The sequence below is a fragment of the Nostoc sp. genome, assembly GCF_036919495.1.
Lineage (GTDB): Bacteria > Cyanobacteriota > Cyanobacteriia > Cyanobacteriales > Nostocaceae > Nostoc.
In genome coordinates, this window is the sequence record NZ_JBALBZ010000206.1 from 143430 (window position 1) to 156311 (window position 12882).

Consider the following 12882-nt stretch of genomic DNA (forward strand, 5'->3'; position numbering starts at 1 on the left):
GCTGCATTGCCTGAATATAAGATTATCCAGCCAAACTCTCGACACTTAGAGGAACCATATCGCCATTCCTGGTCAGCCCTAACAACATCGGTTCTTGGGGTTGAATTAGTTCACCTGTGAGTACACAGCGTTCTTCTTGTTGAGCTGTGGCAGCGATGCTAGCTCGAATGTCGGTTCGGGAAAATCGAGGCTTCCATTCACCTGATTTTTGCTGGACATAATTCCAAAGGATATCTCGGATCAAAGCTTGATATCCCTGATTGCCAGCTATTTCTTTAAGCTTATCTTTCAGTTCTCGCTCTAGACGGATGCTGGTAACTTCCATATCGGTGGTTGGGGTGCGAGCGATCGTATGCATCACTATTTCTCCTTAAAGGTATAGACAAGATAGTAATACAAGTGTAGTATGTTTAAAGCGATATTCAATAGGTGAAATTTTCTGTGAAATCCATTTACCCCATCTCTATTTCAATTTTGTGTGCCACCAATTGCCGAACCGGTTGGGAATCGGCTGCTATGGAAGTGGAGTATTTATTTATGGGCGATGGTAGCCGAAATTATGGGCAAATCACAGAGGGTAATTATGACTTTAGACATCTCAGCATTAGTGCGCTGATTGCAAAACCAGAACTAGATGAAGAAACAGGGGGGTACAGAGAAAGGAATACTGTACCAATATGAGACCAGAAAATTTTCCGGTCAATTCTAACCCCCGCTTCACTAAAAACTTGAAGCGGGGGTTTTTTTATAAGGAGTTAAGCTGTGACGATATCTTCAATGCGCGGCGCGAACGCAATGCAAGTGTTAGAGCAATCTGTGGTGGTGTTTTCTCAAAATTACTTGCCACTGTGTCGGATCAATATCAAGCGGGCGATTGTGCTGTTATTAACAGACAAAGCTCAACCGCTAGGTTTTACCACAGAAGGCGGATGGCGAGTTCACTCACCCAGTTTGGTAATTGATGTGCCAAAACACATTCGCTTAACAGTTACTTCTAATGAGCGGATGTGGAAAGTTCCGCCAGTGAATCGGCGGGAAGTGTTGCGACGAGATAATCACACTTGCCAATACTGCGGTAGCGGCAAACATCTAACGCTAGATCATGTGATGCCGCGATCAAGAGGCGGTTCTCACACTTGGGATAACGTAGTCACAGCTTGTGAGAGATGTAACTCCCGTAAAGGTCATCGCACCCTGTTTCAGGTTGGTATGCAACTGCGTACCAAACCAAAAGCACCAATCCACCCCGCGATTTCTTTTGCCGAACAGTTTTGGATAGATATGCAAGGAAGCCTGGAATAACAGGAGAGCATAAGGAATGCTGAAATTAACTTACACTGAAAGCAGCTTTTATTTGGAATGTCTCACTCTGTCGCTAGAAGAATGGGTAGCGCAGCGAGTGATTTTAGCCCTGCGAGTTGGGCAAAGTTTATGCATTGAACCCAGTACCGCTTCCTTTTTGCTTCCTGTTGATTTAGCAGGAGTGCTTAAGGCTGAGGTAAAAAGGGATGACGGAGAAATCATTGCCCTCTCTGCTTGCGATGCTGAATATATGGAAGTCACCCTGCGGGGTTCTTGGCTATTAGATAGTTCTAAGGATGCTGTAGGTGTATTTTTCACCACTATGAGCGATCGCGCTGAGTTCTTTTTGCACAAACTCTGGCAAGAATCTCAAGCTTGTGCTTCTGTCATGAGCGAATAAACAAAATAGTAGGGGGACTCAATTTTGGATTTTAGATTTTAGATTTGTTCTGGCGTTGAAGTTCGGGGATAACTCTTGGAGACACTGCCAGAACAGACCTTTTTGGATTTTGGATTCTTCAATTCCATTATCCAAAATTTAAAATCTAAAATTCGGGGAGTAATATTTCTCGCCGTTTATTGCGCCATTTTTAGCAGTTCGGGAATTGTCACAAATCGGTAGCCTTGCTGTTTGAGTCCACTGATGATTTGTGGCAATGCTTGTACAGTTCTTTGGCGATCGCCACCACCATCATGCATCAAAACAATAGAACCTGGTTTCGCACCTTTCAATACATTATTGACAAATGCTTGCGGTTTGGCGTGAGGATCAGTATCGGCTGAAGTTAGCGACCACATAATTACAGCGTCTTTCTGGCTTTTGGCGTAAGCGGCTAGTCCATTGTTTAAAAAGCCTCCAGGAGGACGAAACAGAGCAGTTTTGACTCCTGTAGTTTTGTATATCAGGTCGGCTGTGCGATCAATTTCACTCTTGGCTGTGGCTTCATCCATTCGTCGATACCAATGATGCCAAGTATGGTTGCCAATGGCGTGTCCCTCAGCTACCTCTTGCTTTGCTAGGTCAGGATTTACTTGCAAAGCTTGTCCTACCCAAAAGAATGTCACCTTAACATCATTTTGCTTCAGGATATCCAGCATTTCTAGGGTTGTCTTCGGCCAGGGCCCATCATCAATGCCTAGAGCAATAACCTTCTCGTTATTTCTAGGATGCACCTGATAAACTGTTTTTCCTTGAAATTTAGCTGGGACTGTAAAGGTAGGGTTTTCTACTTTGGCTGGCGGTAGTTGGGCATTAATTTGGCTCTTTGCTGGATGAGCTTGAACTTGTCCAATATGGATTTTGCTTAAAGGCTTGTTCAACCCCAATTGTGGGGCCATACTACAAGCTGTAATCGTAGAGGCGATCGCGACAAAACTAATTATCTGTTGTCGCTTGAGGGAGTTGTTTGTCACGTCAGGCTTTTAAAGATTCACCCAATCATAAGCTGTAGTTTGACTTTTCAGAGGGTTTAGCAACCTCAAATATAAGTGCAGAAGCTTTTATAGACAATTTCAAAAAATTTTTCCGAAACCCCTTGACACCTCTTGTAGTATTTTGTAGTATAAATGTAGTGAAGCGAAAGACAAAGCTTCTCAAGGGTCAAAGTCATGTTCTACATACAACTAAAAAACAGGCGTTGGAATAAACCAACGTCCCCAGTCAATCAAGCTGTTCCTACTTGCAAACCATCGGAAGTAGAAGCAATCAACCAAAAAAGTTTTGAGTTTGCACTCAATAAAACTACAGAATACATCCGTAATACAAAACAGATTTGCTATCTAGAGTTTCGGTTGTTTTTCTAACAGTTAAAAGTAATTTGTCTGAACCTTGAAAACTAAATAATAAATGGGCAAGTTCACCAAAAAAATCTGTGCCTAAAAACCTAAAACATTAGGCACAGATTCCAAAAAAATCGGGGTGTAGCTCAACTGGCTAGAGCATTCCGTTGTCTGCGGAAATGTTGCGGGTACCCTGCGGGAAGCAAGCTACAATTCCCGTCACCCTGGTTGCAGTCCTGTAGGCGAATAGTTTAAGCCGTCAGTTTCTCAAACTGAAGATTGCGAGTGCGAATCTCGTCGGGACTCCCAAATGGTCAGGTAGCCAAGTTGGTAAGGCGTTGGTCTGCAAAACCGATTAGTGCGGGTTCAAATCCCGTCCTGACCTCTGTTGCAGCGTAGCTTAATCAGCAAAGCCCCAGGTTCATACCCTGGTATATGCGGGTGCAAATCCCGCCTCTGCCACCAAATGCAGGGATGGTGTAACGGCAACACCTCGTGACTCCAAATCCGATGTTCTAGGTTCAAATCCTAGTCCCTGTGTCAGACAATTTTAGATTAAAAAATTTAATCCAAAATCTAAAATTTAAAATTTAAAATTGGCTCAATTATGCCCTCGTGGACGAATGGTTAAGTCAGTGTTCTTTCAAAACACAGATGCGAGTTCAATTCTCGTCGAGGGAATGATTATGGGTCGGTGGCCGAGTCTGGCTGAAGGCGACAGTCTGTAAAACTGTTCTTTTTTGCACGCAGGTTCAAATCCTGCTCGACCCACTATGGAGAGGTGGCTGAGTGGCCCAAAGCGTCCTCCTGCTAAGAGGAAACGGGTGTTTTACCCGTCGCAGGTTCAAATCCTGTCCTCTCCGCTTTGAGAGTGTGGTGTAATCGGATAACATCTCAGTCTACGAAACTGAAGATTTGAGGGTTCAAGTCCCTCCGCTCTCGTTACATGATCTTTTCTCCTATCCCCCGGTAGCTCAGTTGGTAGTTAGCGCCTGTCTGAAGAACAGGAGGTCGTCGGTTCGATTCCGGCCTGGGGGGCTTCGTTGCCTCATAGCTCAATGGTAGAGCAAGCGGCTGTTAACCGCGCGGTTGTAGGTTCGAGTCCTACTGAGGCAGCCAATCATTGCCGGGTGGACGAATTGGTAAGTCGCATCGCTCTGAACGATGAGGTTGCAGGTTCAAACCCTGCCCTGGCAATAAAGCTCTGTGGTGTAATTGGCAACATAGCGCCCTTTGAAGGCGAAGATTCCAGGTTCGAGTCCTGGTGGGGCTGCCAAACTTTGCTCTTGTAGCCCAACTGGAAGAGGCTGCCGTCTCAAAAACGGTAAGTTGTGGGTTCGATTCCTACCAACAGTACCAAAACTTGCTCCTGTAGCCCAATTGGAAGAGGTGGCAGACTTAAAATCTGTTTCGTTGTGGGTTCGACTCCCACCAGGAGTACCAATACTAATTCGTAATTAAGAAAGTCAGATTTAATCTGGGTTTCTAAGTTTGAATCTGTTACCAGATTTTAGAGAATTGGTACAAGCTCTCGTGGCGGAATGGAAAACGCACGCTTACCGAGGATCTTGTTTTTTGCAGGTTCAAATCCTGTACCAAAATATCTGGGTGTGGCGCAGTTGGGAGCGCGGGAGTTTTGGGAACTCCAGGTCGCAGGTTCAATCCCTGCCACTCAGATTTTGCCCTTGTAGCCCAACGGAAGAGGCGCTTCGCTTAGAACGAAGAGGTTGCTGGTTCAAATCCAGTCAGGGGTATTTGGTGAATATGCGGGGATAGAGCAACGGTGGCTCGTGGGGCTGCATAACCTGAACATCAGCAGGTTCGACTCCTGCCTGCGTCACCAAAATTAATGCTGGTGTAGCTCAATTGGCAGAGCAACTGATTTGTAATCAGTAGGTTGCAGGTTCAATTCCTGTTACCAGCTTGATGCGGGTGTGATGTAATCGGTAGCATCTGAGTGCGCCATACTCAGTGCGTGGGTTCAAGTCCCTCCACTCGCTTGCGTAGTCCTGTAGCTCAACGGTAGAGCAGTTGTCCTATAAGCAAAGGGTTGCAGGTTAAATTCCATGCCAGGACTACCAAATTTTGGGAGTGTAGCTCAATGGAATAGAGCTTCGAGCTTCTACCTCGAAAGTTGTGGGTTCAAGTCCTACCACTCCCGCCTAAACAAGTCAAAAGTCAAAAAAAAGAATTTAATTATTTGTCTTTCTTTATTATTTTTTACTTGTAGTTTTTCACTTGTTTGATGGGGTCATAGCTCAAATGGATAGAGCGCCTGTTTTGCAAGCAGGAGGTTATGGGTTCAATTCCCATTGATTCCACTGATGGTGTCTGAAGCCAAAGTGGTCGAGGCGCTGGTTTGTGGAACCAGTCATAGCGGGTTCAAGCCCCGTCAGATACCCCTCAATGGAAGATGCTGCTGAATGGTCGGCAACTGGTCTTGAAAACCAGGGTACAGCAAACTGTACGGGTACCCTACGGTAAGCAAGCTACGATTCCTCCATCTTCCTCTTTTTCCACCTGAAGCCGAAAAGCGAGGCGCTGTGCTGATAACACAGAAATAGGAGGGGCAGTACCTCCCTGGTGGATTTATATCTAAGTTTTGTGTTACGAGATTCGCGATGTAATACGATCGCACTTGCTTATTTCTTATTTAAATTACACTAGGGTGGTTGGCATAACTAACGGCTGTGCAGATAGCTCTTAACTCGCAGAAATAGGTTCGACCCCTATACCACCCATTATGAATAGGAACTAGCGATCGCTAATTGAGCATGTTGCAATAATATATCTTTATCCAGAGCATTTACGGGATATTGCGGTGTTACTGCCAGTAGTTTATCGATTCTTTCTTTGGCTGCTTCCACTACTGATTCATCCAAGCTACCCTTGCTGAGGGAATCAACAAAATCTTCGGCAATATGATAAGTTCTTTCAATAGATGATGAGTTGATATTGCGCGAAACAATAAACAGGTCGCAGCCTGCATGAAATGACCGCGCCACAGTACCAGCTTTAATAAACATATCTGAGATCGCTTTCATATCTAAGTCGTCAGATACAACTACTCCCTCAAAACCAAGTTCCTCTCTAAGTATGGTTTTGAGGATAGCTTGAGAAAGCGTTGCTGGTACATCAGCATCCATCTTAGTAAATAAAATATGAGCAGTCATGATTAAAGGAATCTGTACTTCGATTAAGGCTTTGAAAGGTATAAGTTCTCGAAGTCGCAGGTCTTCTAAAGTTAGATTTAGTATTGGTAGCTCAATGTGAGAGTCTTTGCTGGTGTCTCCATGTCCGGGGAAGTGTTTGGCGCATCCTAAAATTCCTGACTCTTGAAGTCCAAAATAGTACTCACGAGCATCTTTTGCAGCAATTTCGGGAGTGTTACCAAAGGCACGAGATCCAATCACGGGATTGTGAGGATGGGAAAAAACATCTGCTACAGGTGCCCAAGATAAATTTATTCCTAGTGATTTAAGTTCTACTGCTGTGGCTTTTGCTACTTCGCGGGCGTGCGATCGCAGCAACAACGCATGAGGAAACCGCGTAATCGGCAGTGGTGTACGAATCACACGACCTCCTTCATGATCCAAAGTCATAAACATCAAATCACGTTCAGTATATTCTCGTATCTGGTTTTGTAAATATTTGAAGCTTTCTAGCCAAACCTGATATGGGGTGCTATCCAAAAAGTTTTTAGCAAAAAAGATCGCCCCAATCGGCTTTAACTGACTGAGTGCGCGTTTATCGTCATCGCTTAATGTAGTGCCGGAAATACCCAGAATCAGGTGATGTCCAAAGCGTTTTAGCTCTTGCGATACACTCATAATCTTTTACCTATAAGTTCTGCGGTAAACAACTGAGTTGTTCAACCTAGAGGGTATAAACTTTTATCCTACATCTTTATGGGGAGTGAGAAGCTTTAAAAGAAAGGTTTTGAGTCTCGTTGTGGAAAGTGCGTAAGTCCTAAATTAGTCTTGATTTTTACATTGTCAATATATCCATCGAAGGAAAATAGAGAGGGGATCAACTAGTAGTCTTTAAGCACTGCCCTAGATATTTTTTCAGAGTAGATACACTGATTCCCAAAGAAATCAATTAGTTTAATACCACGTTTGAGATTACTTATTTTCAGTCAAAGGAATTACTTTTGTTTATCTAAATTTCTTGTAATAAATCTAGAAGAAACGTTTGCCAAAACCTATTACCAACAATGGTATTAGCAATTTTTTTGGGTAGGTGTGCGTAGGCAAAATTCCCTTTAGGAAAAGTTTTTTGGGGAAGCGATCGCACAATAACTGCCAAATGTTACAGTTTGCAACGTATAATGAGAATCGACAAAACCATTAAGAAATATTGAAGGGCATTAGGGTTAAATGCGAGTAGCGATCGCGGGTGCTGGTCTAGCAGGACTTTCCTGCGCGAAATATCTCACGGACGCAGGTCACACTCCCATTGTCTTGGAAAGCCGGGACGTATTGGGTGGTCTTGTTGCGGCGTGGAAAGACTCTGACGGCGACTGGTACGAAACCGGGTTACACGCCTTCTTTGGGGCATATCCGAATATGCTCCAATTGCTCAAGGAGTTGGGCATTGAAGACAGACTCCAGTGGAAAGATCATACGTTGATTTTTAATCAACCAGACAAGCCTGGGACACTCTCACGTTTTGATGTTCCAGATATTCCATCTCCTTTCAACGTGATTGCATCGATTCTTCGCAACAAAGACATGTTGACTTGGGAGCAAAAGATTCGGTTTGCAGTTGGCCTACTTCCAGCAGTGGTTCGAGGTCAAAAGTATGTTGAAGAGATGGATAAATACAGCTTCTTAGAGTGGTTGAAAAGGCAAGGTGTTGACGAGCGAGTAACTAGTGACGTTTTTATCGCCGCATGTAAAGCACTCACCTTTATCAATCCTGATGAAGTTTCAGCAACGATTCTGTTAACTGCACTGAATCGCTTCCTGCAAGAACGATATGGCTCCAAGATTGCATTTTTGGATGGTTCTCCCACAGAACGTCTATGCAGCCCGATCGTAGATTACATCACAGAACGCGGTGGAGAAGTGCGGTTGAATGCCCCCTTGAAAGAGATTTTGCTCAACGCCGATGGCACGGTAAAAGGATATTTGATTCGAGGCTTAAATGGGGCAGAAGATGAAGTTATCACAGCAGATTCTTATGTATCTGCCATGTCGGTTGATCCTCTGAAGGTCATGTTGCCTAAACCTTGGAAGCTGATGGAGTTTTTCAAGAAGCTAGACGGTTTAGAAGGAGTACCAGTGATTAACCTGCATCTGTGGTTTGACCGGAAACTTACAGAAATTGATCACTTGCTTTTTTCGCGATCGCCCCTCCTAAGCGTTTATGCTGATATGAGCAATACCTGCCGTGAATACGCCAACCCCAATCGCTCAATGCTGGAATTAGTTCTAGCTCCGGCAAAAGATTGGATTGCCAAATCTGATGAGGAGATTGTGGCTGCAACGCTTGCTGAATTGGAAAAACTTTTCCCCGACCACTTTGGGGGAGACAATCCAGCAACATTGCTGAAATCTCATGTGGTGAAAACGCCGCGTTCAGTTTACAAAGCGACCCCTGGCCGCCAACAGTACCGTCCCGCACAAGTTACGCCCATTGCCAACTTCTATCTCGCCGGAAGTTATACCATGCAACGCTACTTAGGCAGTATGGAAGGTGCCGTACTTTCTGGTAAGCTGACAGCGCAGGCCATTTCTGAGGCTCTCCCGGTAGCAAATTCCTCAAACCTGCAAACGCTCACCCGACCGCCCGCAACGAATGCTGCAACTGCCTGATTCCCCCCCGCGCATGAAAACGCTGGTCTCTGTAGACGAGTCATACAAACTTTGCCGACATCTCACAGCAAAGTATGCCAAGACTTTTTACCTGGGTACTTTGCTCATGAGTCCGGTAAAACGTCAATCTATTTGGTCAATTTACGCTTGGTGTCGCCGTACAGATGAATTGGTGGATGGGCCCGCATCTGCTATTACCACGCCAGAAACCCTAGACCTATGGGAACAGCAGCTGGAATCGATTTTTGCGGGACAGCCATTAGAAAATTACGATGTCGCTTTAGTTGATACCCTCCAGCGCTTTCCGATGGACATTCAGCCCTTTCGGGATATGATTGCCGGTCAGCGCATGGACTTATATCGCAGTCGTTATGAAACCTTTGAGGATTTATACCTCTACTGTTACCGCGTTGCTGGTACTGTCGGCTTAATGTCAACAGCAGTTATGGGTGTAGATAGCACCATATACACGGCTCCGTGGCAGCAGAACAAACAACCTTATGTTCCCATAGAAGAAGCGATCGCTCTGGGAATTGCCAATCAACTCACCAACATCCTGCGGGATGTGGGAGAAGATGCCAAACGGGGACGAATCTACATTCCCCTTGAGGACTTGGCAAAATTCAACTACACCGAGCAAGACTTCTTCAAAGGTGTAGTAGATGATCGTTGGCGCTCACTCATGCGCTTTCAAATTGACCGTGCCCGCCAATTTTATACCACATCCGATCGAGGAATTAGTTATTTAGCATCCGATGCGCGTTGGCCTGTGTGGGCAGCATCAATGCTGTACGGTCAGATTCTAGAGGTGATTGAACGCAACGATTATGATGTGTTCAGTCAACGGGCTTACGTTCCCCAGTGGAAAAAATTACGCACCTTGCCCCTGGCTTGGATGCGATCGCAAGTCCTTTAAAAAATTAGTCATTTGTCCCTAGTCCTTAGTGTTTTATAAATAACCAACGGCTAATGACAAATGACAAATGACCAATGACAAATGACTATTGACTCTTAAGAGCAAGTCTGATAACATTGATATTCGTGAGTCATGGAGAGGTGGCTGAGTGGTCGAAAGCGGCAGATTGCTAATCTGTTGTACGGCAGGCAACTCCGTACCGAGGGTTCGAATCCCTCCCTCTCCGTTTTCCAGCCTTTAATAGACACCTTTGATACACAGAATATGTTCTGTGTGGAACAATAATACTAATCTAGTGTAAATATTTCTACTCCCAAAGATGGATGATATGATTTATCTTTTGGAGTCTTGATAAGATACAGCTAATTTAAAAATCTAGTTTGAATCTTACTTTTAGGCTCCTAAATATCTGAGGAGTCAAAGTTACTTATGAGAAAAATTAGCGCCGCCTTAACCTTCAGTATAGCTACCCTAGCAATTGGGTTCCTAGTTGCGGCTTGTGGTGATAATAGTACCCCCAATGGCACAGCTAACACCGGAAATACCGCTACCCCAGCAGCAAACTCAACTACTACAAGCAGTGATAAAGGGCTAAAAATTGGTTCCCTGCTACCGACAACAGGCGACTTAGCTTCTGTTGGACAGCAGATGTTAGGTTCTGTTCCTTTACTCGTTGATACCGTCAACGCCTGCGGTGGGGTGAATGGCGAACCAGTTACCTTAGTGCAAGTAGACGACCAAACCGACCCCAGAGCGGGTGCAGCCGGTATGACCAAGCTAGCAACTTTAGATAAAGTAGCAGGTGTAGTTGGTTCCTTTGCCAGTAGCGTCTCTAGTGCAGCAGTCTCTATTGCCACACCAAATAAAGTTATGCTGGTTTCCCCTGGTAGTACCAGTCCTGTCTTTACTGAAAAAGCTCAAAAAGGCGACTATAAAGGCTTTTGGGCGCGTACTGCTCCCCCTGATACCTACCAAGCACTAGCTTTAGCCCAACTTGCCAGAAAAAAAGGTTTCAAGCGAGTTTCTACAGTTGTGATTAATAACGACTATGGCGTTGGGTTTGAAAAAGCATTTGTGCAAACTTTTGAAAAATTGGGTGGAACTATAGTTAATAAGGATAAGCCTGTTCGCTACGATCCAAAAGCCCAGACATTTGATACAGAAGCGGCTGCTGCTTTTGCTGGTAAACCAGATGCAGTCTTAGCTGTACTATATGCTGAAACTGGTAGTCTGTTCTTAAAAGCCGCCTATCAGCAAGGTGTGACAAAGGGAGTACAAATTTTACTGACAGATGGAGTTAAATCACCGACTTTTCCCGAACAAGTTGGCAAAGATGGTGATAAATTCATTTTAACTGGAGCGATCGGTACAGTACCCGGTTCTGATGGTAAAGCACTAGAAGCTTTTAACAAATTGTGGAAGGATAAAAAGGGCGGTGCGCCAGGCGAATACGCTCCTCAAGCTTGGGATGCGGCTGCCTTATTGACATTGGCGGCACAATCTGCTAAACAAAATACAGGTGTTGGTATAGCTAGCAAAATCCGTGAAGTGGCTGATGGGCCTGGTACGGAAGTTACCGATGTCTGCGAGGGATTGAAGTTACTTAAAGCTGGTAAAAAGATTAACTATCAAGGAGCCAGTGGCAACGTAGATGTTGATGCTAACGGCGATGTCGTCGGTGTTTACGATGTTTGGACAGTAGGAGACGATGGCCAAATCAAGGTAATTGATAAAGTTACCCCCAAATAGAAAGTTAGGAGTTAGGAGTTAAGAGTTATCAGTAAAACATTACTAACTCTTAACTCCTAACTCTTAAAAGCCAGTGAAGTTGTAACCAACTCCTACCAATAAACCTACATCAGTTTGATCAAAAAACCCAGCATTCACAGCAGCCGTTGCAGTGAATTGAGGAGTTAGAGGCACATCAATGCCACCAGTTACCAAAAAGGCAAATTGCGAATCATCACCAGTTTTGTAAGCTCCACCCACTCCAATGTAAGGTGCGATCGCTAACGGTTCGCTAAAAGCATCTGCTGACTTAAAGGTAAAATCATAGGTGATAGGAAGTAAAATTGTGGTGTTGTCCCCAAATACGGCTGAGGGTCGCACCGATATAGAATTTGTCAGTCCGATTTTGCTGACTACCGCGAAGTTACCATCGCCCAAAGACGTGTCACCACCACTCAAACCAATGTTAGCAGCCACACCAATATAGCTGCTGCCGCCACGGGTAGTTCTACCTAAATCAATATCCGATTGCGCTACTTTGGGAGCAGATGGTTGAACAGTAGTTTGAGAAGTAGTTTGAGAAGTCGGTTCTACAAACTCAGAGGTAAGTGTTGCAGATGAGGTTGCCACTGTGCCTGGAATGGGTGTAGGCGTTACATTGGCGTTTTCCTGTATCGCAGGGTTTGGGGACTGCTGTACCTTAGCTAAATTTGTTGCTGTAAATGTTTCAATTGTTTCTGTAGAGAGATTTTGGCTTACAGTGTCTAGTTCTGTACTAAACTCGTTGGGAGACGCTACGGTTGCGGAAGGGTCGGTTAATGTTTGGCTATTCACCTTCTCAACTGTCTGGGCACTTGCAGATAAGCCGCTACTCAGGACTGTAAGAGCAGCTATACTTGGCAACCAAAAAACACCTTTACGAAAAAAAATAGTATTCACGTTCACTCCTAAAACAATATTGCCACGAAAAATAAATGGTTTTGTTGATTAAAGTCAACAAATTCGGGCAATACTCAAAATTTAACATCAAAAAATTGGTTTTTCCATTCTGGCTTTACTGGATTTATCTAGTTAATATTTACTATCAAAAAATTAAATACCATATTCTAAATATCTGGAATTTGGCAGATGACAAAAATAATTTTTGCTTTAGGCAAAGAGCCTATTTGTTAAGGAGTTCATTCGGATTGCGAAAACTTTTAACAAAAAACTTAGCCTATATCAACACCTAGCTCCTTAGTCTTTGTGCTGACTGTTAAGCACATTGGCTTCAGTCTGCTAGGGAGCGTTATTGGGATGGTGTATTAAGCTACGGCATAATACAACGCCATCTACTAC

At 44.3% G+C, this 12882-nt stretch carries 11 protein-coding genes and 24 tRNA genes; 31 read left to right on the forward strand and 4 right to left on the reverse strand.

Annotated elements, in window-relative coordinates; genetic code table 11:
• Window positions 1-22: 22 nt before the first annotated feature.
• Window positions 23-358: a hypothetical protein gene (locus tag V7K25_RS29015; protein ID WP_335162996.1), complete on the reverse strand. Its 336-nt coding sequence runs from the start codon at window positions 356-358 to the stop codon at window positions 23-25.
• A gap of 83 nt (window positions 359-441) precedes the next feature.
• Between V7K25_RS29015 and V7K25_RS29020 the strand changes: the two genes are divergently transcribed.
• The 3 genes from V7K25_RS29020 (at window position 442) to V7K25_RS29030 (ending at window position 1702) form a co-directional block, all read left to right on the forward strand.
• Window positions 442-681 (forward strand): hypothetical protein, encoded by a 240-nt coding sequence (locus tag V7K25_RS29020; protein ID WP_442948129.1) that lies wholly within the window; start codon window positions 442-444, stop codon window positions 679-681.
• A gap of 114 nt (window positions 682-795) precedes the next feature.
• Complete coding sequence (locus V7K25_RS29025; protein WP_335163189.1) at window positions 796-1302, forward strand: HNH endonuclease; 507 nt, start codon at window positions 796-798, stop codon at window positions 1300-1302.
• A gap of 16 nt (window positions 1303-1318) precedes the next feature.
• Window positions 1319-1702: an alr0857 family protein gene (locus V7K25_RS29030; RefSeq protein WP_335163000.1), complete on the forward strand. Its 384-nt coding sequence runs from the start codon at window positions 1319-1321 to the stop codon at window positions 1700-1702.
• A gap of 176 nt (window positions 1703-1878) precedes the next feature.
• Here the strand turns inward: V7K25_RS29030 and V7K25_RS29035 are convergent, their stop codons facing one another.
• On the reverse strand, window positions 1879-2715 hold the full coding sequence (locus V7K25_RS29035) for a polysaccharide deacetylase family protein (RefSeq protein ID WP_442948130.1): 837 nt from the start codon (window positions 2713-2715) through the stop codon (window positions 1879-1881).
• 195 nt (window positions 2716-2910) lie between these two features.
• Here V7K25_RS29035 and V7K25_RS29040 point away from each other — a divergent pair, with 195 nt between their 5' ends.
• The 24 genes from V7K25_RS29040 to V7K25_RS29155 all read left to right on the forward strand — a co-directional run bounded on the left by V7K25_RS29040 (window position 2911) and on the right by V7K25_RS29155 (window position 5482).
• Entirely contained in the window at window positions 2911-3105 is a 195-nt protein-coding gene (locus V7K25_RS29040) for a hypothetical protein (RefSeq protein WP_335163002.1), read from the forward strand.
• Between the two features lie 111 nt (window positions 3106-3216).
• A tRNA-Asp gene (locus tag V7K25_RS29045) sits at window positions 3217-3309 on the forward strand.
• A 4-nt stretch (window positions 3310-3313) separates the two neighbouring features.
• Window positions 3314-3390, forward strand: a tRNA-Glu gene (locus V7K25_RS29050).
• 3 nt (window positions 3391-3393) lie between these two features.
• Window positions 3394-3466 (forward strand) — tRNA-Cys (locus V7K25_RS29055).
• Window positions 3467-3470: 4 nt separating this feature from the next.
• Window positions 3471-3546 (forward strand) — tRNA-Met (locus tag V7K25_RS29060).
• Window positions 3547-3549: 3 nt separating this feature from the next.
• Window positions 3550-3621, forward strand: a tRNA-Trp gene (locus tag V7K25_RS29065).
• 70 nt (window positions 3622-3691) lie between these two features.
• Window positions 3692-3762 (forward strand) — tRNA-Glu (locus V7K25_RS29070).
• A gap of 7 nt (window positions 3763-3769) precedes the next feature.
• A tRNA-Tyr gene (locus V7K25_RS29075) sits at window positions 3770-3852 on the forward strand.
• A gap of 4 nt (window positions 3853-3856) precedes the next feature.
• A tRNA-Ser gene (locus tag V7K25_RS29080) sits at window positions 3857-3944 on the forward strand.
• A 4-nt stretch (window positions 3945-3948) separates the two neighbouring features.
• Window positions 3949-4023 (forward strand) — tRNA-Arg (locus tag V7K25_RS29085).
• 21 nt (window positions 4024-4044) lie between these two features.
• A tRNA-Phe gene (locus V7K25_RS29090) sits at window positions 4045-4119 on the forward strand.
• 6 nt (window positions 4120-4125) lie between these two features.
• Window positions 4126-4200: transfer RNA gene (locus tag V7K25_RS29095), tRNA-Asn, on the forward strand.
• Window positions 4201-4205: 5 nt separating this feature from the next.
• Window positions 4206-4278 (forward strand) — tRNA-Gln (locus V7K25_RS29100).
• A gap of 3 nt (window positions 4279-4281) precedes the next feature.
• Window positions 4282-4357, forward strand: a tRNA-Gln gene (locus V7K25_RS29105).
• Window positions 4358-4363: 6 nt separating this feature from the next.
• Window positions 4364-4440 (forward strand) — tRNA-Leu (locus tag V7K25_RS29110).
• A gap of 6 nt (window positions 4441-4446) precedes the next feature.
• A tRNA-Leu gene (locus tag V7K25_RS29115) sits at window positions 4447-4524 on the forward strand.
• A gap of 161 nt (window positions 4525-4685) precedes the next feature.
• A tRNA-Pro gene (locus V7K25_RS29120) sits at window positions 4686-4758 on the forward strand.
• Between the two features lie 4 nt (window positions 4759-4762).
• Window positions 4763-4835 (forward strand) — tRNA-Leu (locus V7K25_RS29125).
• Between the two features lie 97 nt (window positions 4836-4932).
• Window positions 4933-5005 (forward strand) — tRNA-Thr (locus V7K25_RS29130).
• A 4-nt stretch (window positions 5006-5009) separates the two neighbouring features.
• Window positions 5010-5081, forward strand: a tRNA-Gly gene (locus V7K25_RS29135).
• 5 nt (window positions 5082-5086) lie between these two features.
• Window positions 5087-5162: transfer RNA gene (locus V7K25_RS29140), tRNA-Ile, on the forward strand.
• A 6-nt stretch (window positions 5163-5168) separates the two neighbouring features.
• A tRNA-Arg gene (locus V7K25_RS29145) sits at window positions 5169-5242 on the forward strand.
• A gap of 86 nt (window positions 5243-5328) precedes the next feature.
• Window positions 5329-5402: transfer RNA gene (locus V7K25_RS29150), tRNA-Ala, on the forward strand.
• Window positions 5403-5408: 6 nt separating this feature from the next.
• Window positions 5409-5482: transfer RNA gene (locus tag V7K25_RS29155), tRNA-His, on the forward strand.
• Between the two features lie 340 nt (window positions 5483-5822).
• On the opposite strand, the gene V7K25_RS29160 is transcribed toward V7K25_RS29155, so the two are convergent.
• A complete protein-coding gene (locus tag V7K25_RS29160; protein ID WP_335163004.1) occupies window positions 5823-6911 on the reverse strand; it encodes a glycoside hydrolase family 3 protein in 1089 nt (362 codons plus the stop codon).
• A gap of 549 nt (window positions 6912-7460) precedes the next feature.
• Here V7K25_RS29160 and pds point away from each other — a divergent pair.
• From pds to V7K25_RS29180, 4 genes are all read left to right on the forward strand, one after another.
• The gene (gene pds / locus V7K25_RS29165) at window positions 7461-8900 is read left to right on the forward strand and encodes a 15-cis-phytoene desaturase (protein WP_335163006.1); all 1440 of its coding nucleotides are present in this window, start codon (window positions 7461-7463) and stop codon (window positions 8898-8900) included.
• Window positions 8884-9816, forward strand: a complete 933-nt coding sequence (gene crtB, locus V7K25_RS29170) for a 15-cis-phytoene synthase CrtB (RefSeq protein ID WP_335163007.1) — start codon at window positions 8884-8886, stop codon at window positions 9814-9816. The genes pds and crtB overlap by 17 nt, the downstream gene beginning before the upstream one ends.
• 134 nt (window positions 9817-9950) lie before the next feature.
• Window positions 9951-10042: transfer RNA gene (locus V7K25_RS29175), tRNA-Ser, on the forward strand.
• A gap of 203 nt (window positions 10043-10245) precedes the next feature.
• Window positions 10246-11565, forward strand: coding sequence for an ABC transporter substrate-binding protein (locus tag V7K25_RS29180; protein WP_335163009.1), 1320 nt, complete (start codon window positions 10246-10248; stop codon window positions 11563-11565).
• A gap of 63 nt (window positions 11566-11628) precedes the next feature.
• On the opposite strand, the gene V7K25_RS29185 is transcribed toward V7K25_RS29180, so the two are convergent.
• Window positions 11629-12483 carry a hypothetical protein gene (locus V7K25_RS29185; RefSeq protein WP_335163011.1) on the reverse strand — a complete coding sequence of 285 codons (855 nt, stop codon included), beginning with the start codon at window positions 12481-12483 and terminating at the stop codon, window positions 11629-11631.
• Window positions 12484-12882: the final 399 nt, after the last annotated feature.

Excerpts from the sequence above, each read along its gene's own strand:
- V7K25_RS29160 (WP_335163004.1), bottom strand. The coding sequence starts at position 6,911 with ATGAGTGTATCGCAAGAGCTAAAACGCTTTGGACATCACCTGATTCTG.
- V7K25_RS29015 (WP_335162996.1), bottom strand. The coding sequence starts at position 358 with ATGCATACGATCGCTCGCACCCCAACCACCGATATGGAAGTTACCAGC.
- crtB (WP_335163007.1), top strand. The coding sequence starts at position 8,884 with ATGCTGCAACTGCCTGATTCCCCCCCGCGCATGAAAACGCTGGTCTCT.
- V7K25_RS29040 (WP_335163002.1), top strand. The coding sequence starts at position 2,911 with ATGTTCTACATACAACTAAAAAACAGGCGTTGGAATAAACCAACGTCC.
- pds (WP_335163006.1), top strand. The coding sequence starts at position 7,461 with ATGCGAGTAGCGATCGCGGGTGCTGGTCTAGCAGGACTTTCCTGCGCG.
- V7K25_RS29030 (WP_335163000.1), top strand. The coding sequence starts at position 1,319 with ATGCTGAAATTAACTTACACTGAAAGCAGCTTTTATTTGGAATGTCTC.
- V7K25_RS29025 (WP_335163189.1), top strand. The coding sequence starts at position 796 with ATGCAAGTGTTAGAGCAATCTGTGGTGGTGTTTTCTCAAAATTACTTG.
- V7K25_RS29180 (WP_335163009.1), top strand. The coding sequence starts at position 10,246 with ATGAGAAAAATTAGCGCCGCCTTAACCTTCAGTATAGCTACCCTAGCA.